Here is a 20,939-nt window from a genome sequence, read left to right as displayed (position 1 = left end):
CTATGATGTAGAGTTATGGTAGTCTAGAAAATGAAGGAAAAATGATAAATTTTAACTAAAATCTAAACGAAACATCTGGGAGGAATGACCTTGAAAAAAACAATTGGTTTTATCGGTCTTGGAGTAATGGGAAAAAGCATGGCAACACATATTCTCAATGACGGCCATCCTGTATTGGTGTACACCCGGACAAAAGAAAAAGCAGACAGCATCCTGCAAAAAGGCGCGGTATGGAAAGAAACGGTCAAAGATCTTTCGAAAGAAGCGGATGTTATCATTACAATGGTCGGCTATCCCAGTGATGTTGAAGAAGTGTATTTCGGAACAAGCGGAATTATTGAAAACGCAAAAGAAGGAGCATATCTTATTGATATGACGACATCTAAGCCCTCGCTTGCGAAGAAGATTGCTGAAGCGGCCAAAGAAAAAGCTTTATTCGCTTTAGACGCTCCTGTTTCAGGCGGAGATGTCGGTGCACAAAACGGAACACTCGCCATTATGGTTGGTGGAGAAAAAGAAGCTTTTGAAGCCTGCATGCCGATTTTCTCTTTAATGGGAGAGAATATTCAGTACCAAGGACCGGCTGGAAGCGGACAGCATACCAAGATGTGCAATCAGATTGCAATTGCAGCTGGTATGATCGGTGTTGCTGAAGCAATGGCATACGCTCAAAAATCAGGCCTAGAGCCGGAAAATGTCCTGAAAAGCATCACAACGGGCGCAGCGGGAAGCTGGTCATTGTCAAATCTTGCTCCCCGTATGCTGCAAGGCAACTTTGAACCAGGATTTTATGTAAAGCATTTTATTAAAGATATGGGAATTGCGCTAGAGGAAGCAGAACTAATGGGAGAAGAAATGCCAGGCTTATCGCTTGCTAAATCCTTATATGACAAGCTTGCTGCACAAGGTGAAGAAAACAGCGGAACACAGAGTATATATAAACTTTGGGTGAAATAAAAGACTGCCTGTATCCTGCAGGCAACCATCAGGCTGTCGTGATAATCTCGACAGCCTTTTTCTGGGCGCTAGGTGGTAAAACAGAAAAATACCACTTGGAAATGCTTATTTGTTTTGTTTATTATGAGATAGGATTATGGTGTAATGTTTTTATTTATGACGAAATCGGCGCCTATTTAGGTATGAACGTAAGTATTGCCTCCTATTACAGAACAGTGAGAATAGGAGGCTTTTTTGCAGATTATATTGAAGGGGGGAATTAAGTTATGGAGCTTGAACAGCAAGAAATAAGTATTTTACATTCTGATTCTGGCCCATACGGGATAGCCATTTCACACGAGGGAAAAGTATGGTTTACCCAACATAAAGCTAACAAAATAAGCTGTATTGATAAGAAGGGAAAAATTCAAGCGTATACGATTCCGACACCTGATGCTGGGGCCATGTGTTTAACGGTGTCTTCAAAAGGTGATATCTGGTTTACAGAAAATAGAGCTAATAAGATAGGAAAACTGACCGAAAAAGGGCAATTTAGAGAATATCCATTACCGCATCAACATTCAGCCCCGTATGGGATTACGGAAGGTCCAAACGGCGATATCTGGTTTACTGAGATGAATGGAAATCGTATAGGAAAATTGACGATAGAGGGCAAGATTTATGAATATGAACTGCCTAATGAAGGATCATACCCTTCTTTTATTACATTGGGTTCAGATGATTCGCTTTGGTTCACTGAAAACCAGAATAATGCTATCGGCAAAATAACTGAATCAGGAGAGGTAACGGAGTTTCCAATTCCGACACCGGGAGCAGGACCAGTTGGTATTACAAAAGGGCATGATGGTGCACTTTGGTTTGTAGAAATCATGGGGAATAAGATAGGTAGGATTACAGTTTCAGGTGACATAACTGAATATGATATTCCATCACCAAATGCACGTCCTCACGCTATCGCTGCAGGGCGAAAATCCGATTTATGGTTTACCGAATGGGGAGGAAATAAAATCGGAAGGCTGACAAGTGATCACAAAATTGAAGAATATACAATCAACACACCTCATGCTGAGCCTCATGGAATTGGATGCGCTAATGATGGAACAGTATGGTTTGCATTAGAATGTAACAAAATAGGAAAGCTAAGATTAACCACATAATAGAATAGAGGCCGCCCTTTGTACCTCAGGCTGTCGAGAAACCTCGGACAGTCTCTATTTCCCTATCATATAATCAAAGAAAGGCTTTAAAGAATGATGTCTTTCTCTGTTCCTCACAAAAAACTGCGACGAAGCCTATATTGCTCAGACTGAAAATTTTTCCTTAATTGCAGAAAAGGTCAATTCTATCAAAGGCATATTTGCTATGGAAGGTGGAAAACAAAACGGATTGTGAGTGAACAAATTTCCAGAATGTAAAGAAGCATGCCGCATCCTATCCTTGCTTGGCTGGCGGCTTTTTCTATTTCTGCATCAAAAATATGAATAAAGTAAAAAAGCTTGCAGAAAAAACATGGTTTTTTCTGCAAGCTGAAGATTACCTGTATCGTACAGGAAATTTTTTATTATTTACCGATGAATTGTTGTGTCCAGATGCTTCCAGACTCAACGTAGCCAACACCGATGTGAGTAAAGTTAGGGTTTAGAATGTTTTTTCTGTGTCCTTCACTGTTCATCCAGGCTTTTACTACTTCTTCAGGTGTCTTTTGGCCTTTCGCAATGTTTTCACCTGCTGTTTTGTAGCTGATTCCGAAAGATTTCATCATATCAAACGGTGAGCCATAAGTTGGGCTTTGGTGATCAAAGTAGTTTTTGTCTTTCATATCCTGAGATTTTGCGCGTGCAGATTTGCTTAACGTTTCATCAATTTGAAGCGGTTTTAAGCCTTGTTTTTGTCTTTCTGCATTTGTAAGCTCAACAACTTTTTTCTCATATGCACTTACAGATGAAGGTGCAGATGTTGTTGTGTTTGTTTTTTCAGCAGTTGCAGGTGCTTTAGAAGCGGTGTTTTGATCAGCAGCTGTTTTTTCAGTAGTTTTTTGCGCCGGTTTTGCCGTTTCTGTCTTTTGAACATCCTGAACCTTCATGTTAGATTGCTTCGCATGTTTTTGAAGAAACTGCTTAATCTCTTTTTCGTTTGCAGCGTTTAACGTTTTAATATTTGTGTTAATATGCAGTTTTTTCACTGCATCGTTAAGTGACATGTTTTGTACTGTGTTCCCCGTTTTTACTGTTACCACAGACTGGCAGGAGAGTTCTTTCGCTGATGCTTGCTGTACGCCTCCGAATGTGAATAATCCAACCGCAGCGGCAGCAGATAAAATAAATGCTTTCTTCATTAGTTCGTAACCTCCTAGAGTTGTTTGTTTCTACAAAAAAATCATAACATAGCTTTTTTGTCATAAAGACTCCAGCACTTTCCTTTGACAAATGGAGATTGTCATTTTCGTAAAGTAAATCCGCTGAATCGCTAAGAATAAAGAAGTCAGCAGCATTTATGGTTTTATCGTACTGTTACATATCTTCCTTTTTTTTGAATCGTTAGTTATATTTTAATGTGTTTTTATGTTGACAGCTTTTTTTACTCCTTTTCGCTGTAACAACTATTACAAAAGTGTTACAATTAATCTCAGTATATGTAAATATATTGAATGATTTGAGAGGGGTAACCAGAAGTGACTGAAATAGGACGTGAACCAAAGAAAAAGAGCAAAGGAAACAGAGCAATCAGAATGAACCTTTTTTTCCTAGCTGTCTTTGTTTTATTCACTGCATTAATTTTTAAGCTCGGGGTCGTTCAAATTGTTGAAGGCGAACAGCATGAAGAAGACGCTGAGAAATCAAATGCAAAAACAGCTTACTATCCTGCTCCTCGCGGGAAGATGTACGACAGAAACCAGAAAGTTGCTGTCGACAACCAGAGCGTTCCAGAAATTGTGTATGTATCAACATCTAGCACAAAAACCGAAGATAAGATCAAAACAGCGAAGAGGCTTGCTTCTTTCATTCATATTGATACCGAATTTTTGAAGGAAAGGGATTTGCGTGATTACTGGATCGCAGCTCATCCGAAAAAAGCCGCCGCCCTGCTTAAGGAATCGGAAAGCAATCTGAAAGGAGCCCAGGCTTACAAGCTTCAACTAGAGCGTGTTCCGGATCAAGAATTGAAGGCTATTCAGCATGATGACGAAGAAATGGAAACGGCTGCGATATATACAAGGTTCTCAAGCGGAAATGCCTACGAACCTCAAATCGTAAAGGCAATGAATCCAAATGAAAGCAATAGCAATGGAAAAAACGGAGCGCTGCTTGATGAGAAGAAAAACTCCTCGCAGAGACCCAAAAATGACTTAACATATGATGAAATTTCAATTGTTTCTGAGCATTTAGAAGAGCTTCCGGGAATCGACATTGTAAACGATTGGACACGAAAATATCCTTATGACAAAACCCTTTATTCCGTTTTCGGGGGCGTCACGACACCTGATCAGGGCCTGCTGAGCGACCGGAAAGATTTCTATTTAACAAGAGGCTATGCGAATAATGACAGGGTGGGAAAAAGTTATTTAGAGTATCAATATGAAGATTACTTAAATTCGCATAAAGAAAAAGTGGAATACGTAGAAGACAATAAAGGAAATGTCGTCAGCCAAAAAACCATTGATAAAGGCAGCAGGGGATACGATCTTCAGCTTTCCTTTGACATGGAGCTTCAAGCAAAGATGGAAAAGATCATTGAAGAAGAAGTGAGAAACAGCCGCGCACGCGGAAATTACATGCTGGACAGAGCTTTTGCCGTAATGATGGACCCGAATAACGGCGATATTTTATCGATGGCAGGGAAAAAGATAGACTTAAAAACCAACAAAATTGAAGATTATGCGATAGGGGCATTTACCACCCAATATGAAATGGGCTCAGCAGTGAAGGGCGCCACCGTGCTGGCCGGCTATCAGGATGGAATTCCGCATTATAAATATTTTGTGGATGCTCCAATGCTTTTAGGAACAAATCTTATAAAAAAATCTTATACCAATATGGGAACAATCAATGAATTAACCGCATTGCAAAAAAGTTCTAACGTATATATGTTCAATGTTGCCATGCATATTGCAGGCGTAACATATAAGCCGCATGGACCTCTTCCAGCTAATCAGAAGGATTTACTGAAAATGAGAAACTATTACAGTCAGTTTGGCCTAGGAGTAAAGACAGGTATTGATCTCCCGCAGGAATCAGCCGGAATGCAAACCACCCCTAAAACTGTTGGAGGTTTAATTTTAGACTTAGCAATTGGCCAGTACGATACATACACACCACTTCAAATGGCCCAGTACATCTCAGTAATCGCCAATGGAGGTTATCGTGTTCAGCCAAGAATCGTAACAAGTATTCATAAGCCAGGAAAAAAAGACCAGCTTGGTAAGGCGATTGAACACAGAAAACCTAAAGTGCTGAATAAGATTAATAATTCAGAGAGCGATTTGAAGCAAGTGCAAACAGGTATGAAATTAGTTACTTCTTCAGGGACAGCTAAAAATACGTTTACAGAAGATGTATCAGGGAAAACGGGAACAGCGGAAACATTTTACTACGGCACGAATCGCAACTGGTGGGGGAAAAAAACATACAATCTGACTTTTGTCGGCTATTACCCGTCGAAAAAACCAAAAGTGGCCTTTAGTGTTGTTGTTCCATCAGTAGATGATGATGAGAAGATCAATAAAATTATTGCCAAAAGAGCTATCCACGCCTACGCAGAGCTCGAAAAAAAACACAGTAAAAAATAAAAAACAGGGTGCACAACGAAAAGATTGTGTGCCCTTTCTTTTATTCAAAAATTGACGTTCACCATAAGAATAGAAGGAGAATACTCATTTTCTAGCGAATCATACTAGGTAAAAGTCAATCTGTATATGTCGAAACACGATGATCATGCAAAGGAGGGATTCTGTGGAACAGGATACGCAGCATGTTAAACCATTTCAAACGAAAACCGATATTCATGCAGTCTTGGCCTCTAATGGACGTATCATTTATATATCTGCCAACTCCAAACTGCATTTGGGCTATCTCCAAGGAGAGATGATCGGATCATTCCTCAAAACGTTTTTACATGAGGAAGACCAATTTTTAGTTGAAAGCTATTTTTATAATGAACATCATCTGATGCCGTGCACCTTTCGTTTTATTAAAAAAGATCATACGATTGTGTGGGTGGAGGCTGCAGTAGAAATTGTTACGACAAGAGCTGAGCGGACAGATCGGGAAATCATTTTGAAAATGAAAGTTCTTGAAGAAGAAACAGGCCATCAATCTCTAAACTGCGAAAAACATGAAATCGAGCCTGCAAGCCCGGAATCGACTACATATATAACGGATGATTATGAACGGTTGGTTGAAAATCTCCCGAGTCCGCTATGCATCAGTGTCAAAGGCAAGATCGTCTATGTAAACAGCGCGATGCTTTCAATGCTGGGAACCAAAAGCAAGGATGCTATTATTGGCAAATGGTCCTATGAATTTATTGAAGAAGAATATCATGATATCGTGAAAAACAGGATTATACGAATGCAAAAAGGAATGGAAGTCGGAATGATTGAACAGACGTGGAAAAGGCTTGATGGCACACCTGTTCATTTAGAAGTGAAAGCATCCCCGACCGTCTACAAAAACCAGCAGGCTGAGCTGCTGCTGCTGATCGATATCTCTTCAAGAAAAAAATTCCAAACCATCCTGCAAAAAAGCCGTGAACGATATCAGCTGCTGATTCAAAATTCAATTGATACCATTGCGGTGATTCACAATGGAAAATGGGTGTTTATGAATGAATCGGGAATTTCCCTGTTTGAAGCGGCTACCTATGAGGATTTAATTGGCAAAAACATATATGATCAGCTGCATCCTTGTGATCACGAGGATGTAAAAGAGAGAATTCAAAACATTGCCGAGCAAAAAACAGAATCAGAAATTGTCAAGCAATCCTGGTTCACCTTTCAGAATAGGGTCATCTATACGGAGATGGTCTGCATTCCGACGACCTTTTTTGGTGAAGCGGCCGTCCAAGTCATTCTTCGGGACATCTCAGAGAGAAAGTAAACAGAAGAATTGATGCTGAAATCGGAAAAATTATCAATCGCAGGCCAGCTCGCGGCGGGAATCGCCCACGAGATCCGCAACCCGCTGACAGCGATCAAAGGATTTTTACAGCTGATGAAGCCGACAATGGAAGGAAACGAGCATTACTTTGATATTGTGTTTTCTGAACTCAGCCGCATTGAATTAATACTCAGTGAACTGCTCATGCTTGCGAAACCTCAGCAAAATGCTGTCAAAGAATATTTGAACTTGAAAAAATTAATTGGTGAGGTCTCAGCCCTGTTAGAAACACAGGCAAATTTAAATGGCATTTTTATTAGAACCAGCTATGAAAAAGACAGCATTAATATAAATGGGGATCAAAACCAATTAAAGCAGGTATTCATTAATTTAATCAAAAATGCAGTTGAATCAATGCCTGATGGGGGAACAGTAGACATTATCATCACCGAGGATGAGCATTCTGTTCATGTCACTGTCAAAGACGAAGGGGAAGGTATACCCGAAAAAGTGCTAAACCGGATTGGAGAGCCATTTTTAACAACAAAAGAAAAAGGTACGGGTCTTGGATTGATGGTGACATTTAATATCATTGAAAACCATCAGGGAGTCATACATGTGGACAGCCATCCTGAAAAAGGCACAGCGTTTAAAATTTCATTTCCAAAAAAATAAAAACAACGGCTTAAACGCCGTTGTTTATCGTCTGCATTGATTCCCGTTTTTTTAATACAAATAATTCTAAACGATCCAAGCCTTCTCTCAGCGTGTCCATTGAACATGCAAAAGACAGCCTTACATATCCTTCACCATATGTTGAGAACGAGCTGCCAGGCACGAGTGCCACGCCAGCGTCTTCCAAAAGAGCCATACTAAAATCAAATGAACTCATTCCAAAGGATTTAATAGAAGGGAAGATATAAAACGCACCGGACGGTTTAACAACGTCAATTCCCATGGAAACAAGACGGTCATATACATAATCCAGACGTTTTTTGTATTGTTCTCTCATAATTAGTGCATCATCAAAGCCGTTTGTGACAGCTTCAAGCGCGGCTTTTTGAGAAATGGATGAGGCACATGACACATTGTATTGATGAACCTTTAAAATGTGCTTTGCGATGTCTTTCGGTGCGAATAAAAATCCAATTCTCCAACCGGTCATGCTGTGTGATTTTGATAACCCGTTAATGACAATCGTTTGATCCCGCAAATAGGTTGCGATGGAATAATGCGGTCTGTCATATGTTAATTCACTGTATATTTCATCAGACAATACGAAGACATTTCTGCCTTTTAAAAGAGCTGCGATACTTTTCAGCTCTTCTTCAGATAAAGTCACGCCGGTAGGATTTGACGGATAAGGAAGCACGACACACTTAGTGTTAGGTGTCAGCGCATCTTCAATCAGCCGGGCAGTAAGCTTAAAGCCGTGTGACGTAGTATCAACAATGACAGGCTTGGCCCCGCATAAATTGATAATAGGTTCATAGCCTGGATAAATAGGCCCTGGCATAATCACTTCATCACCAGGAGACAAAATCGTCCGGAATGCAGCATCAATGGCTTGGCTTGCACCTGTTGTGATGATAATTTCAGATTCAGCATCATAGTTGAAATCCGCTTTTTTCTTCATATAAAGCTGCACAGCTTGTCTCAGCTCCAGGTAGCCGGCATTCGGTGTATATGACGTCACGTTTTCATCAATGGCTTTTTTTGCGGCAGCTTTCACATGATGCGGCGTGAAAAAATCAGGCTGGCCGATTGTAAGCGAAATGACGTCTTCGTGTTGGGCTACAAGATTCGAGAATTTGCGTATTCCTGAAATTTCAATCTCTCTTGCTTTCGGATTCAGCAAATGTTCCATAATTCATCACCTTAACAAATATAATGAGTTTATCCTATTTTACCACTAGCTGATTATTTGTCACCTTTTTAACTGATATATTTCGATTGTATGCGCCTTATTTCTAAACATACCTTTCTTTTCAGAAAAAAAGAAGACAACCAGCGATTTGATTGTCTTTATTGTATCATGTTCTATTATTGTTTATATGTGCCAATTTCATTAATAGCCATAATCAAAATGAAGGTCTTCGTGCCAAATCAGATACGGGGGATGCTCTTCTTGAAGGTCAGCTGATTCTTTCTTCATATTCAGGTAAGTTTCTTCACTGATATCTTCTAAAACAGTCATTTCGTTTTCTTTAAATATTACTAAGGTACCCATTATTTACACCCTTCTTTGGAAAAATCCTTGACTATTTTATCACTGTTAGTTGGAAAGTCAATGGTTATTAGGAAAAAAGTTTCTTTTTTGAGGAACGCGGCTTAATTGCTCTTGGAATTCGATTTTGAAGAGTCGCCATTCACTTTTTACAAATTCCGCCGATATATACAGTACAATACTGAATGCGAATAGCGAGGGATTGAATTGTCGTTACAACAATACGAAATTTTATTGGATTCTGGTACAAATGAATTGGAAATTGTGAAGTTTGGCGTGGGTGAAAATGCTTTCGGGATTAACGTCATGAAAGTAAGAGAAATTATTCAGCCTGTCGAGGTGACATCAGTGCCTCACTCCCATCAGCATGTAGAAGGAATGATTAAACTCAGAGGAGAAATCCTCCCAGTGATCAGCCTTTTCTCGTTTTTTGGAGTAGAGCCTGATGGGTCAAAAGATGAGAAATATATCGTAACGGAATTTAATAAACGGAAAATTGTTTTTCATGTCGGCTCTGTGTCTCAAATTCACAGAGTATCATGGGAAGCGATTGAAAAGCCGACATCGTTAAATCAAGGAATGGAGCGGCATCTTACCGGAATTATTAAGCTTGAAGATCTGATGATCTTTTTGCCTGATTATGAAAAAATTATTTATGACATCGAATCAGATTCAGGTGTGGACACGTACAATATGCATACCGAGGGCTTCGATGAAAGAAGAACTGAGAAAAAGCTTATCATTGTAGAGGACTCACCTCTTTTGATGCGACTCTTGCAGGATGAATTAAAAGAAGCAGGTTACAACAATATCGCTTCGTTTGAAAACGGAAAAGAGGCATATGACTACATTATGAACCTTGCTGAAAACGAAACTGATTTATCAGAACAGATTGATATGATCATCACGGATATTGAAATGCCAAAAATGGACGGACACAGGCTCACAAAGCTGCTGAAGGAAAATCCGAAAAGCTCAAATGTGCCGGTTATGATTTTCTCATCTTTAATTACGGATGATCTACGCCACCGCGGCGAAGTTGTAGGCGCAGATGAGCAAATCAGCAAGCCTGAAATCAGTGATTTGATTAAAAAAGTGGATACGTATGTTATCGAATAAATAAAAACAGCCGGTGCCCGGAAGAGGCACGGCTGTTTTTATTTTAAAAGTAACTCTCGCCAAGCTTTTTAAAGACAGGTTTGTGATAAGCTGGCTGCTGGCGATTAGGCACTAGCGGCTTTTCTTTCATGCCGACATATTCTTGCAACAGGTGTTTTGCTTTTGTTAAAGACATTTGAGCTTTAGGATTTCGGTACGATTGATTAAGTGTACCTAAATGCGGAAGATGTTCGAAGTCTTCTTTAGTTGGAGGCATGTGAAAATAGTAGTCTCCGATTGAGATAAGCACGTCCGATTGCTGTTGGCTGAACCTTGGATTTTTTGAAAAATGAAGCCCTATTTTCTTTCCTTTACCTTCTTTGACGAGCTTTTGCAAAGCACGTTTTTTCAGCAGATATAGGTATTTAGGGTTGGGGGCGGTTTTTGCATGGCGGTTCACAGTGTAAACTGCTTTTGAAAGATTTTCTACGGTTGGCTGCAGATCTTTCGTATATGCATGGTCGTCCATTATTTCTCTCCTTTGCTCTTATCAATTTCTATATGTTTAGATTATACTTTTTTAAAGTTGAAATGCAAATATTGAATGTGAAAATGCGATTTTTTCTGAGAAAAAATCGCATTTTTAACCTGCATTATACAGATCTTGCCTTCTTTTTCGGCTGTTCTTGAAATGCTTCCTGAACATTCACTTCCACAGCCTGAGCACTGTATTTTGGCAGTGCAATAAAATAAAAAATAAAAACGATCAGGATGATAACACCCATGCCGTAATAAAGATAATCAATGTTTGAAACGAACTTAGGGAATAACAGCGCCACTAAGCCGAGTGTCAAAGACTGTGCAAACATCATAAAAGGGTCCTGCATTCCGCTTACACGTCCCATCAGTTTTGGATGGACTATTTTTGGCATCCATCCTCCGATTGCAATGTTGATCGGTCCGATGCACATTCCCAGTGCAAAAGCTGCCGCGTAATACACCCATAAAATATTTGTGTAGCCAAGGACGAAGATCAGCAAACCTGCAATAAAAATCGGTATAGACATTAAAAAGTGGGGCTTCACTTTTTTAGAGATAATCGTGCCGATTACACTTCCTGCAAGCAGCCCAAACCCGAGTGCGATCGTAAATACAGACGTATGCCACTCATAGCGGTCAGGCGCCAATCCGTATTTCATTGTAAACATTGGCAATACGGCGAATCCTCCATTGACAAATCCAAAAATGAAGAAGCCGAAAATAAGAGATGCCAGCAATTTATTTTTTAAAATATAGAGAATGCCTTCTTTAAAGTCATTTATCGAATCTTTAACAGAAGTCTTTCTCCAGCTGAATGCACCGTTTGGCTGTCGGGCTTCTTTTGGAATCCGGCAGCTGCGGATCAGCAGTCCGGAAATGATGAAGCTGACAAAATCAAGAATAATGGCGCCTTCAATCCCGATTGTCTTGTACATAAAAGCGCCAATTCCGACTCCGAACACCATAAAAATGCTAAAAAGCATCTGGTTAAGACCGGCCGCTTTCGCATAATGCTCCTTCGGCAGAATGGCTTGTACCAAACTGTTTTCTGCCGGAAAGAAAAACTTCGTGACAGCGCTTCTGACAAATAAAATACAAAAAACAAGAGGAATATTGCCGGTAAATAAAGTGAAAAAAAGAACGACAGTCAGGCCTGCTCTGATCCAATCACAGTTTTCTGCTACCTTTTTTCTGTCGAACCGGTCCGCGACGACTCCGACGATCAGAAATACAAAAATGGTCGGAAGAGAATACATCAGCTCCGCCAAGGTCGTATATGAAGGCTGGCTGCTGAAGCGGTCCAGCAAGAAAAAAGCAAAGGCCATGTTGCCTACTGTCGTGCCCATTTGAGAAGCGAGTGCTGCGAAAAATAGATGAACAAAATTACGATTTTTAAATATATCCATAAAAACGCTCCTTACCCTAAAGGTCCCACTTTATCATATTATAAACCGCCTGTTTTTGAAACAAATAAGAAAACATTACCGGTTAATCAAGACTCTTGTTCCGTTTGGCACAATTGAAGCAAGTTCGATCACGTCTTTGTTTTGCATGCGAATGCATCCTTTAGAAACAGCCTTGCCAATCGAAGCTGGATTATTCGTTCCGTGTATTCCGTAGTGCTGCTTTGAAAGGCTTAGCCAATAAGCCCCAAATGGGCCGCCGGGATTACGCTGGCGGTTAATAATGTAAAACTGGCCAGTAGGCGTTTGCGTAAGTATTTTGCCAACGGCGATAGGATAGGTTTTTATTACCCGATTATTTTGGAACAGCGTTAGGGTCTTCGCTCCGATTGAGACTGCGATATGATACGGAATTGTATAAGGGTCCGGCAGTCCGGGGATGACGATGGTCTGTCCTGCGGTGAGCCCTGCCTGCAGTGACGGATTAACCTGGAGTAATGCAGCCGTGCTGATTCTGAAATCAGCCGCGATGCTGTTAAGTGTATCACCTTGCTTCACCTGGTACGTAAGCAGTTTCCTCATCCTCCTTTTTTTACTTATAAGTATTGATAAGGAGCCTATCCTGCTACATTAATTTGTGCTTTTTAAGGTAAAGACAGTGATTTCAGGCTTGGCCAGAAACCGCAAAGGCAGCCTGGTCATCCCGAGGCCGCGGTTGACGTAAATATGATTGCTGCCCGTTTGATACATTCCCTCTGTGTAGACTTTTCCATATGGAGGCGTAATAATCGGTCCGTAAAAAGGCAGCTGAATCTGGCCGCCGTGTGTATGGCCGGAAAGCTGAAGATTTACAGGATAATCTGTTGTTTTCAAGGCTGCATCAGGTTCATGGACGAGAAGAATGGAAAAAAGTCTGTCACTCAGCCTTGAAAGGATTCCTTCGTAATCTGGGTTACCCAGCATTAAGTCATCAAGCGATGCAATCTCGATTTCGCTGCCATCTGCGAGCGATAATGTTTGATAGCCATTCCGGTATACCGTAAAACCGCCAGCCGACATCAGGCTTTTGTAAACAGCAGTTCCATAGCCGCCGTGATCATGATTGCCGTAAATACAAAGCTTGCCGAAGGGGGCATTAAGCTTTCTCAACAATGGAATGACTGCCTGGTGGTTCTGATACGTATCAGGATTATCGATGATATCACCTGTAAAAACAATGAGATCAGGTTTCGATTCATTAATTGTAAGAATGACTGTTTTTAAATCTTCGAGTGTAAAATAATCACTCAAGTGTGTATCACTGAACTGCACGATTTTAAAACCGTCAAATCCGTGCGGGATGAGAGAACTTTTTATTGTGTGTTCGGTTGTCTCAATCATATGCGGCTCTAAATATCTGGCATAGCCATAGCCTCCGCCGGCCGTTAAAGCCCCGGCAGCAAGAGCACCGAACATTCCTTTGAGAAATTGTCTTCTGGACATCTTTTTCATTTCAAACCAACCTTTAATAGAGTTTTTCTATTATATCATCTGTATCTGATAAAAATCTCATATCAGCATGTACTGACAGAGGAAGGGGTATAATGATAGAATAATATTGAATGAATACTCATTCACAACAGGAGGGGAGAAATATGGAAAAAAAGGCGGTTATCATTACCGGCGGGTCAAGCGGTATGGGAAAAGCGATGGCAAAAAAACAGGCTGAATTAGGATGGCAAGTTATGGTGACAGGCAGGAACCATGAAGCACTTGAAGAAACAAAAAAAGAAATTGAGACCTTTGAGGGGCAGGTCGCCTGTTTTCAAATGGATGTCCGTTCTGATTCCGCCGCTTCAGACATGATTACAGAAGCGGTAAAAGTCTTTGGCCGGCTTGATGCGCTGATTAACAATGCGGCCGGTAATTTTATTTGTCCGGCAGAAAAGCTAACGCCCAATGGGTGGAAAGCCGTTATTGATATTGTTTTAAACGGTACATTTTTTTGCAGCCAAGCCGCGGCAAGGCATTGGATTGACCAGAAGCAGCAGGGTGTCATTTTAAATATGGCAGCCACGTACGCTTGGGGAGCGGGAGCAGGGGTCGTTCATTCCGCTGCAGCCAAAGCGGGGGTATTGTCACTGACAAGAACGCTGGCCGTTGAGTGGGGGAGTCAATACGGCATTCGCACAAACGCGATAGCTCCCGGCCCGATTGAACGAACAGGCGGTGCTGAGAAACTATTTGAATCGGAAAAAGCGAAGGCCCACACTATGAACAGTGTGCCGCTCGGCCGGCTCGGCACGCCGGAGGAAATCGCCGCTCTGGCAGCATTTTTGCTTTCAGATGAAGCATCCTATATAAACGGGGATTGTATCACAATGGACGGGGGGCAATGGCTGAATCCTTATCCGTTTTAAGAATATTAATCTTTGGATTCAATGTGGTATAATCAGACAAAGATAGAGAAGCAGGTGATAACATGTTGGATCCACTTGATATTTTAACGAACATTGATGATGTCCTTCCATATTACCAGGCGATTTTCAGTGCCGAGGAACAGAAGATCGTCGGATATGAGGTGCTTGGACGAATTTTGGCAGATTCAGAAATCCAAAGTCTCGGGCCCTTCTTTTTAGACGCGGGGATACCCGAAGAATATAAATTAGAGGTTGATAACAGAATTATCCGCCAGGCTCTTGACCGCTTTTTAGAGGCCGATTCTGATCTGCTGATTTTTATGAATCAGGATGCCAATCTGCTGATGCTGGATCATGGTGAAAGCTTTCTGGAGCTTCTGAAAGAATATGAAGCAAAGGGAATCGAACTCCACCGTTTTGTGTTAGAAATTACAGAGCACAATTTTGAAGGAGATATTGAGCAGCTCTACCATATGCTTGCATACTATCGTACATACGGAATCAAAATCGCAGTTGACAATATCGGAAAAGAAAGCAGCAATTTGGACAGAATCGCGCTGCTCTCACCAGATCTGTTAAAAATCGATTTGCAGGCGCTGAAAATATCACAGCCATCACCGTCATATGAGCATGTGCTGTACAGCATCTCTTTATTAGCAAGAAAAATCGGGGCGGCGCTGCTGTATGAAGATATTGAGGCGAACTTCCAGCTTCAGTACGCCTGGAGAAACGGAGGCCGCTACTTTCAGGGCTATTACTTGGTGTCTCCATCTGAAACGTTTCTAGAGAGAGATGTATTGAAACATAGACTTAAAACTGAATTTCACCAATTTATCACACATGAGAAAAAGAAGCTGGAAACCGTCTATGAGCATTCCGAACAGTTTTACAAACGAGTGCATCAGGCTGTAACCTCTTTGAGAAAAAACAATTTGTCTTCTGATGATGATTTTATTAAGAAGCTGGCGGAAGAGCTGACAGATTGCAGCTTTAGAATTTACATGTGTGATGGGGAAGGAGATCAGCTGACGGGAAATGTGTTTAAGCAAGATGGAGAATGGATTTATCAGCCAGAATATGCGGAGAAAAACTGGAGCTGGCGTCCTTATTTTTTGGAGAACATTATGCGAATGAGAAATCTCAGAAAAGGTTTTTTCAGTGATCTGTATAGTGATTTGGAAACAGGTGAAATGATTAGAACGTTTTCATATCCGATGGATGATCAAATGTATTTATTTATAGACTTGCCATATTCCTATTTATATGAGCAGGACGGACTGATTTAACGGCTGAAAGGCCGTTTTTTTTTATGAATTGAAAAAAATATCAAAAAACGATTGACATTGATACTGAGAATCATTATCATTTAATTATAGAGAGAAGCTACTCTCTGTTCCCCAACCCCTCTATCAGATCAAGATCCGAAAAAACTTGGCGCTACCCCCGCCAAGTTTTTTTATTTGTCAAAGCATAGGACAATCCACTGAAACAATAAACCTAACTAGTGGTAAACGGTTAACACAGAAAGGAACATTCAGTGCCGAATACCTCTGACACTGCTGCACCAGGTTAGGCGGAAAATTCTCTGTGGAATGATTACGTATTTCATTCGAATTGTTTTATCACTTCTATTTAATACGACTGCCAAGAGGTATGGCCGCGTGGAATTTCACCTGCACATCAAAAAGAAGGTTTTGACAAAGTTGCAAAAAGGTATTGTTATGCTGCAAGAATTCGAAAAAAATCTTAATTGTGTGCATGACATTCAAAAAAAGCCTCAAACTAAAGAAAAATCGTTTTTTTCGTTTTTTTTCTTTACTTAAATTCGACAGTGAAAATGCCATCCTGTCCGACTTTATGGTATGATGCTCAATAGAACTTGTATTATAATAAATACTTGTTGATTTGAAGTTGCTTTTTGAAAGGAGTCTTTTTTTAGAATGTCACAATTAATGGGTATCATCACACGGCTGCAAAGTCTGCAAGAAACAGCGGAAGCGGCTAACGAGCCAATGCAGCGTTATTTCGAAGTGAATGGTGAGAAAATATGCAGTGTTAAATATTTCGAAAAAAATCAAACGTTTGAACTGACGGTTTTCCAAAAAGGTGAAAAACCTAACACATATCCGTTTGATAATATCGACATGGTTTCAATCGAAATTTTTGAACTTCTTCAGTAAGATTCCTGAAATAGGAGGAAGGAAGCTTCCGCCTTTGCAAAAGTAATCGAAATAAACATGTAAGGAACATACTTGTTTCATGGTTGTAAATCCTTGAAAAGGAGTGTCGTGATGGCTGATTCTTTTCTGTTTTATAATCTTTCAGAAGCACAGATGACCTTTCAAGATGTGATGGAACGGCTTAAATCCTTTGTTCAAAAGGATCCCCGTTCTTCTTATGTGTTATCGATCGGAACCGATTCACAGGTTTACCGTGATTACACAAAGTTTATTACCGCATTGCATTTGCATCGTACAGGCAAGGGAGCTTGGGGCTGCTTGAAAAATCATACAGTCAACAGACCCATACATAGCCTTCGGGAAAAGATTTCGTTAGAAACGGCCTACAGCCAAGAAACGGCCGCTCATATTCTTGATGGACACTTAATGGATATTACCGATCTGCTCCTGCCCTTTGCCGGTGAGGGGGCGGATCTTACCTTTGAAGTCCACTTGGATATTGGGAAAAAAGGTCTTACAAAAGATCTGATCCAAGAAATGACAGGACGTATCACTTCCATGGGGATTGAGGCCAAAATAAAGCCGGATTCATACACTGCATTCAGCTATGCAAATCGTTTCACAAAATAATTCTGGCTGAAATGCCAAGGGGAATGTCGAATTATGCGGTTGACGTTTGTTTTCTGATTACTTATTCTAGCGGTAGAGCTGAAAGTAAGTTGTCTTGCTTTCAGAGGTATTCAGTATAAAACAGGGGGCCTGATTACGAATGAGTCTTATCGGTGAACGATTTACAGAAGAAGAACAAAAACTTCTGCTGAATATCCTGATCAACCATGAGTATGCCATCGAGCTATTAAGCAGTGAGATCAACGATATAGAGACAGGGACCAAAAACGTTGACGGAACCACCTACAAAAAACTTGTAACGCTATACGACCGATTTCGATTTGAAAATTAATGGAACACCCTATAATTGATACTCCACAAAGAGTATCTTTTTTATTGAAAGGAAACTTTTCGACAAATACTGATAAAGTTTATATTATTGCAATATAGGGAATGTATTGATGATGAAAATGAAAAGGGGTCGAAAACATGATAAGCTTACAATCAGATCAGCTTCTTGAGGCAACAGTCGGACAATTTATGATTGAGGCGGACAAAGTAGCGCACGTGCAAGTCGGAAATAACCTTGAGCACGCATTATTAGTACTGACAAAAACCGGATACACAGCCATCCCGGTTCTTGATCCTTCCTATCGTTTACATGGATTAATCGGGACAAATATGATCATGAACAGTATTTTTGGACTTGAAAGAATTGAGTTTGAAAAGCTTGACCAAATTACTGTTGAGGAGGTCATGTTGACTGATATTCCGCGCCTTCATATCAATGATCCGATTATGAAGGGATTCGGCATGGTCATTAATAACGGATTTGTTTGTGTTGAAAATGACGAGCAGGTGTTTGAAGGAATTTTTACGAGAAGAGTCGTTTTAAAGGAATTGAATAAGCACATACGCTCATTGAATAAGTAGGCTTTAAGGCCTATTTTTATTATATTGACAGAGCAAAAAAGAAAGCGCATACATAATTTAAATGAGAATAGGGCTTGAATCAGAAACTAAGGTTTTATTAGAATGGGAGATAAGAAAAACTTATTGATAATAAAAAGGAGGACGACATGCAGCTTCAAGAGCTTCATATGCTCGTAGTTTTAGCTGAGGAATTAAACATGAGAAAGGCGGCGGAACGGCTTTTCGTATCTCAGCCGGCTTTATCTCAGCGCTTACAAACCATTGAAAAGGCGTGGGGCACAAAAATCTTTTTAAGATCCCAAAAAGGATTAACGGTAACGCCGGCCGGGGAGAAAATCATTCAGTTTGCGAATGATGTAACATTAGAGCAGGAAAGAATAAGAGAAAATATTGATGAACTTGAAGGTGAAATTCACGGCACATTGAAGCTTGCCGTCGCCTCTATAATCGGTCAGCATTGGCTCCCTAAAGTCCTGAAGACGTATGTTGAAAAGTATCCGAATGCAAAGATCTCGCTCATAACCGGGTGGAGCAGCGAAATGCTGAAAAGCTTATATGAGGATCAGGTTCATATCGGCATAATAAGAGGCAACCCTGAGTGGAAGGGCCGCAAAGATTACTTAATGACAGATCATCTGTATTTAGTAGATACTGAAATTTCCTGCATCGAAGATATTGCCCATACAGAACGACCGTTTATCCAGTTTAAAAGTGACAGTACGTATTTTCAGGAAATACAGCACTGGTGGCACCAAAAATTTAAAACGTCGCCAAAACAGACGATATTGGTTGATCAGATTGAAACGTGCAAACAGATGGCGCTGCACGGAATCGGTTATGCCATTTTGCCGTCTGTTACCCTTCAAAATGAAGATAAAGTGAATAAAATGCCTCTGTTAGACCTGAAAGGGCATCCGATCGGTCGGGATACATGGTTATTAGGCTATGAGCCTGCCTTTGAACTGAAACAAGTCCAAGCTTTTGTACAAGTAATAAAGGATATGCTGGATCAGGAAAATCCATTTTAAAGACAGCGATGTGCTGTCTTTTTTTATTTATATGTTGACAGTGAGAATCATTATCATTTAAAGTGATACATATGATATTGAAAATCATTATCAATTAATGAGGTGATAACATGGCTAAAGCCTTGATTACATATGCCAGCATGTCAGGTAATACAGAAGACATTGCCTTCATAATAAAAGAAACGCTTCAGGAATATGAGTTGGATATCGATTGTGTCGAGATAGACGATGCGGATGCGTCGGCTTTAACATCCTATGATTATGTACTGATTGGCACTTATACATGGGGAGACGGCGATTTGCCCTACGAAGCGGAGGATTTCTTCGAAGAGGTCAAACAGCTTCAGCTTAATGGTTTAAAAACAGCCTGCTTCGGATCTGGCGATTATTCTTATCCAAAGTTTTGCGAAGCGGTGAATTTGTTCAGTGCCATGCTGCAAGAGTCGGGAGCTGCTGTTTACCAGGAAACACTAAAAATCGAATTAGCCCCTGAAACAGATGAAGATGTGGAAAGCTGCCGAGCGTTTGCGAAAGGTTTTCTTGCATGGGCAGATTATATAAGCAAGGAAAAAAGCCATGTTTCATAAAGGAGCAACTGCTGTCACGGCATCGGCGTTTTCTGGATATTTTGTGGCGGTACAAAGAGAAGGCATTTTTCATTATTCTATGGAGCGGGGCTGGAGAAAGCTTTTTCGTTTGAAAAGTAAGATACACTGTATCAGTTATATAGGGCCTTACTTATTTGGCGTCGGTGAAAAGGGAATGGTCATTCGTTCAGCTGATGAAGGGAAAACCTGGACGATGTCGAGCTTTCCGACAAATGCAACAGTGTGGGCGATTACCGGCAGAAACAACGGATTTGTCTGCGCCCATGGCAAGCATTGTATTTATGTATCGGATGATTTTGGTGTCTCATGGCGCGTAGCCAAACCTTTTGCTGAATGTGATAATCCTCCTGTTATCCGGTCGTTATGCCTGCATGGGGACAATCTTTTCATCGGCACGCAAATACACGAATATTTTGGCGGCATTTGGGCTTATGACATTAAGTGTGACACTGTCCGAATTGTCAAAAAAGAAAAAAAACGGATGACGGCATCCATGCTCGTGTTCAATGAAAATTGGCTGGTGGCGGCGATGGGTTCTGTGAAAGGAAAGCACGGAGCTGTCACTGTACGGAATCTTTTGACTGATGAAGAATTCACTATACAATCCAGTATGATCAGAAAAGAAGAATCATTTCTTGATCTTTCAGAGGATGATGGCATTATATATGTCACTACGACACAAGATGAAAATGGTTTTTCGAGAATTTACCAGGTTGATCTCGAAGCCCGGTCATTAAAATGGTTCGATACCATTAAGGGGCATGGATGGAGAGTGGCCAATCAGAAAGAGAATTTCTTTTGTGCGGGCTTGTATGAATGTAAATTTGTCCAGCCGTACGAAGTTTCTGCAATGATTCATTAG

Annotated in this window: 21 protein-coding genes and 1 pseudogene; 15 read left to right on the top strand and 7 right to left on the bottom strand. The window is 40.6% G+C overall.

The window, feature by feature from the left end:
• Positions 1–90 precede the first annotated feature (90 nt).
• Genes QA442_RS14930 through QA442_RS14920 form a run of 3 tightly spaced genes read left to right on the top strand, consistent with a single transcriptional unit; the run spans position 91 to position 2,114 of the window.
• Positions 91–957 carry an NAD(P)-dependent oxidoreductase gene (locus tag QA442_RS14930; protein ID WP_069149512.1) on the top strand — a complete coding sequence of 289 codons (867 nt, stop codon included), beginning with the start codon at positions 91–93 and terminating at the stop codon, positions 955–957.
• The gene (locus QA442_RS14925) at positions 945–1,220 is read left to right on the top strand and encodes a hypothetical protein (RefSeq protein WP_095431413.1); all 276 of its coding nucleotides are present in this window, start codon (positions 945–947) and stop codon (positions 1,218–1,220) included. The genes QA442_RS14930 and QA442_RS14925 overlap by 13 nt, the downstream gene beginning before the upstream one ends.
• Before the next feature lie 3 nt (positions 1,221–1,223).
• Positions 1,224–2,114 carry a Vgb family protein gene (locus QA442_RS14920; protein ID WP_095431412.1) on the top strand — a complete coding sequence of 297 codons (891 nt, stop codon included), beginning with the start codon at positions 1,224–1,226 and terminating at the stop codon, positions 2,112–2,114.
• 404 nt (positions 2,115–2,518) lie between these two features.
• Here the strand turns inward: QA442_RS14920 and QA442_RS14915 are convergent, their stop codons facing one another.
• Positions 2,519–3,292 (bottom strand): CAP domain-containing protein, encoded by a 774-nt coding sequence (locus QA442_RS14915; protein ID WP_095431411.1) that lies wholly within the window; start codon positions 3,290–3,292, stop codon positions 2,519–2,521.
• A 336-nt stretch (positions 3,293–3,628) separates the two neighbouring features.
• On the opposite strand from QA442_RS14915, the gene QA442_RS14910 reads away from it, so the two are divergent.
• Together QA442_RS14910 and kinA are read left to right on the top strand one after the other, a co-directional pair.
• The gene (locus QA442_RS14910; protein WP_141237708.1) at positions 3,629–5,743 is read left to right on the top strand and encodes a peptidoglycan D,D-transpeptidase FtsI family protein; all 2,115 of its coding nucleotides are present in this window, start codon (positions 3,629–3,631) and stop codon (positions 5,741–5,743) included.
• A 163-nt stretch (positions 5,744–5,906) separates the two neighbouring features.
• A pseudogene (kinA, locus tag QA442_RS14905) lies at positions 5,907–7,727 on the top strand (sporulation histidine kinase KinA).
• A gap of 10 nt (positions 7,728–7,737) precedes the next feature.
• On the opposite strand, the gene QA442_RS14900 reads toward kinA, so the two are convergent.
• Both QA442_RS14900 and QA442_RS14895 read right to left on the bottom strand, forming a co-directional pair.
• On the bottom strand, positions 7,738–8,919 hold the full coding sequence (locus QA442_RS14900; protein ID WP_069838855.1) for an aminotransferase A: 1,182 nt from the start codon (positions 8,917–8,919) through the stop codon (positions 7,738–7,740).
• A gap of 201 nt (positions 8,920–9,120) precedes the next feature.
• Positions 9,121–9,282: a hypothetical protein gene (locus tag QA442_RS14895; protein WP_003245246.1), complete on the bottom strand. Its 162-nt coding sequence runs from the start codon at positions 9,280–9,282 to the stop codon at positions 9,121–9,123.
• 204 nt (positions 9,283–9,486) lie between these two features.
• Between QA442_RS14895 and cheV the strand changes: the two genes are divergently transcribed.
• The gene (cheV, locus tag QA442_RS14890) at positions 9,487–10,398 is read left to right on the top strand and encodes a chemotaxis protein CheV (protein ID WP_071580630.1); all 912 of its coding nucleotides are present in this window, start codon (positions 9,487–9,489) and stop codon (positions 10,396–10,398) included.
• Positions 10,399–10,441: 43 nt separating this feature from the next.
• Here cheV and QA442_RS14885 read toward each other — a convergent pair whose 3' ends face one another.
• The 4 genes from QA442_RS14885 to QA442_RS14870 form a co-directional block, all read right to left on the bottom strand.
• Positions 10,442–10,906 carry a YkyB family protein gene (locus QA442_RS14885; protein ID WP_003232406.1) on the bottom strand — a complete coding sequence of 155 codons (465 nt, stop codon included), beginning with the start codon at positions 10,904–10,906 and terminating at the stop codon, positions 10,442–10,444.
• Positions 10,907–11,030: 124 nt separating this feature from the next.
• Complete coding sequence (locus QA442_RS14880; protein ID WP_071580632.1) at positions 11,031–12,323, bottom strand: MFS transporter; 1,293 nt, start codon at positions 12,321–12,323, stop codon at positions 11,031–11,033.
• Positions 12,324–12,398: 75 nt separating this feature from the next.
• Positions 12,399–12,893 (bottom strand): L,D-transpeptidase family protein, encoded by a 495-nt coding sequence (locus QA442_RS14875; RefSeq protein WP_080488100.1) that lies wholly within the window; start codon positions 12,891–12,893, stop codon positions 12,399–12,401.
• A gap of 57 nt (positions 12,894–12,950) precedes the next feature.
• Positions 12,951–13,811, bottom strand: a complete 861-nt coding sequence (locus QA442_RS14870) for a metallophosphoesterase (protein ID WP_071580634.1) — start codon at positions 13,809–13,811, stop codon at positions 12,951–12,953.
• 143 nt (positions 13,812–13,954) lie between these two features.
• Between QA442_RS14870 and fadH the strand changes: the two genes are divergently transcribed.
• The 9 genes from fadH (at position 13,955) to QA442_RS14825 (ending at position 20,939) form a co-directional block, all read left to right on the top strand.
• Positions 13,955–14,719 carry a 2,4-dienoyl-CoA reductase gene (fadH, locus tag QA442_RS14865; RefSeq protein ID WP_071580635.1) on the top strand — a complete coding sequence of 255 codons (765 nt, stop codon included), beginning with the start codon at positions 13,955–13,957 and terminating at the stop codon, positions 14,717–14,719.
• A 62-nt stretch (positions 14,720–14,781) separates the two neighbouring features.
• Positions 14,782–16,005: an EAL domain-containing protein gene (locus QA442_RS14860; RefSeq protein ID WP_071580636.1), complete on the top strand. Its 1,224-nt coding sequence runs from the start codon at positions 14,782–14,784 to the stop codon at positions 16,003–16,005.
• Between the two features lie 654 nt (positions 16,006–16,659).
• Positions 16,660–16,899, top strand: coding sequence for a YkuJ family protein (locus QA442_RS14855; protein ID WP_003218671.1), 240 nt, complete (start codon positions 16,660–16,662; stop codon positions 16,897–16,899).
• Between the two features lie 111 nt (positions 16,900–17,010).
• On the top strand, positions 17,011–17,529 hold the full coding sequence (locus QA442_RS14850) for a ribonuclease H-like YkuK family protein (protein ID WP_014663792.1): 519 nt from the start codon (positions 17,011–17,013) through the stop codon (positions 17,527–17,529).
• 139 nt (positions 17,530–17,668) lie between these two features.
• Positions 17,669–17,860, top strand: a complete 192-nt coding sequence (gene abbA / locus QA442_RS14845; RefSeq protein ID WP_003218673.1) for an AbrB antirepressor AbbA — start codon at positions 17,669–17,671, stop codon at positions 17,858–17,860.
• Positions 17,861–17,997: 137 nt separating this feature from the next.
• Complete coding sequence (gene cbpB, locus QA442_RS14840) at positions 17,998–18,441, top strand: cyclic-di-AMP-binding protein CbpB (protein ID WP_003218674.1); 444 nt, start codon at positions 17,998–18,000, stop codon at positions 18,439–18,441.
• A 146-nt stretch (positions 18,442–18,587) separates the two neighbouring features.
• Positions 18,588–19,469 carry a transcriptional regulator CcpC gene (gene ccpC, locus QA442_RS14835; RefSeq protein ID WP_014663793.1) on the top strand — a complete coding sequence of 294 codons (882 nt, stop codon included), beginning with the start codon at positions 18,588–18,590 and terminating at the stop codon, positions 19,467–19,469.
• A gap of 110 nt (positions 19,470–19,579) precedes the next feature.
• Complete coding sequence (locus QA442_RS14830; RefSeq protein WP_095431409.1) at positions 19,580–20,056, top strand: flavodoxin; 477 nt, start codon at positions 19,580–19,582, stop codon at positions 20,054–20,056.
• Positions 20,046–20,939, top strand: coding sequence for a WD40/YVTN/BNR-like repeat-containing protein (locus tag QA442_RS14825; RefSeq protein ID WP_095431408.1), 894 nt, complete (start codon positions 20,046–20,048; stop codon positions 20,937–20,939). Before QA442_RS14830 ends, QA442_RS14825 begins: the two co-directional genes overlap by 11 nt.

Origin of the sequence: Bacillus stercoris (genome assembly GCF_029772985.1) — a bacterium.
In the GTDB taxonomy this organism is placed as follows: domain Bacteria; phylum Bacillota; class Bacilli; order Bacillales; family Bacillaceae; genus Bacillus; species Bacillus stercoris.
Note: the sequence above shows the minus strand (reverse complement) of the source record. Positions and strands in the feature narration are given on the sequence as shown.

Excerpts from the sequence above, each read along its gene's own strand:
- cbpB (WP_003218674.1), top strand. The coding sequence starts at position 17,998 with ATGATAAGCTTACAATCAGATCAGCTTCTTGAGGCAACAGTCGGACAA.
- ccpC (WP_014663793.1), top strand. The coding sequence starts at position 18,588 with ATGCAGCTTCAAGAGCTTCATATGCTCGTAGTTTTAGCTGAGGAATTA.
- QA442_RS14915 (WP_095431411.1), bottom strand. The coding sequence starts at position 3,292 with ATGAAGAAAGCATTTATTTTATCTGCTGCCGCTGCGGTTGGATTATTC.
- fadH (WP_071580635.1), top strand. The coding sequence starts at position 13,955 with ATGGAAAAAAAGGCGGTTATCATTACCGGCGGGTCAAGCGGTATGGGA.
- QA442_RS14830 (WP_095431409.1), top strand. The coding sequence starts at position 19,580 with ATGGCTAAAGCCTTGATTACATATGCCAGCATGTCAGGTAATACAGAA.
- QA442_RS14855 (WP_003218671.1), top strand. The coding sequence starts at position 16,660 with ATGTCACAATTAATGGGTATCATCACACGGCTGCAAAGTCTGCAAGAA.
- QA442_RS14825 (WP_095431408.1), top strand. The coding sequence starts at position 20,046 with ATGTTTCATAAAGGAGCAACTGCTGTCACGGCATCGGCGTTTTCTGGA.
- QA442_RS14920 (WP_095431412.1), top strand. The coding sequence starts at position 1,224 with ATGGAGCTTGAACAGCAAGAAATAAGTATTTTACATTCTGATTCTGGC.
- QA442_RS14870 (WP_071580634.1), bottom strand. The coding sequence starts at position 13,811 with ATGAAAAAGATGTCCAGAAGACAATTTCTCAAAGGAATGTTCGGTGCT.
- QA442_RS14850 (WP_014663792.1), top strand. The coding sequence starts at position 17,011 with ATGGCTGATTCTTTTCTGTTTTATAATCTTTCAGAAGCACAGATGACC.
- QA442_RS14880 (WP_071580632.1), bottom strand. The coding sequence starts at position 12,323 with ATGGATATATTTAAAAATCGTAATTTTGTTCATCTATTTTTCGCAGCA.
- QA442_RS14885 (WP_003232406.1), bottom strand. The coding sequence starts at position 10,906 with ATGGACGACCATGCATATACGAAAGATCTGCAGCCAACCGTAGAAAAT.
- QA442_RS14860 (WP_071580636.1), top strand. The coding sequence starts at position 14,782 with ATGTTGGATCCACTTGATATTTTAACGAACATTGATGATGTCCTTCCA.
- QA442_RS14895 (WP_003245246.1), bottom strand. The coding sequence starts at position 9,282 with ATGGGTACCTTAGTAATATTTAAAGAAAACGAAATGACTGTTTTAGAA.
- QA442_RS14900 (WP_069838855.1), bottom strand. The coding sequence starts at position 8,919 with ATGGAACATTTGCTGAATCCGAAAGCAAGAGAGATTGAAATTTCAGGA.
- abbA (WP_003218673.1), top strand. The coding sequence starts at position 17,669 with ATGAGTCTTATCGGTGAACGATTTACAGAAGAAGAACAAAAACTTCTG.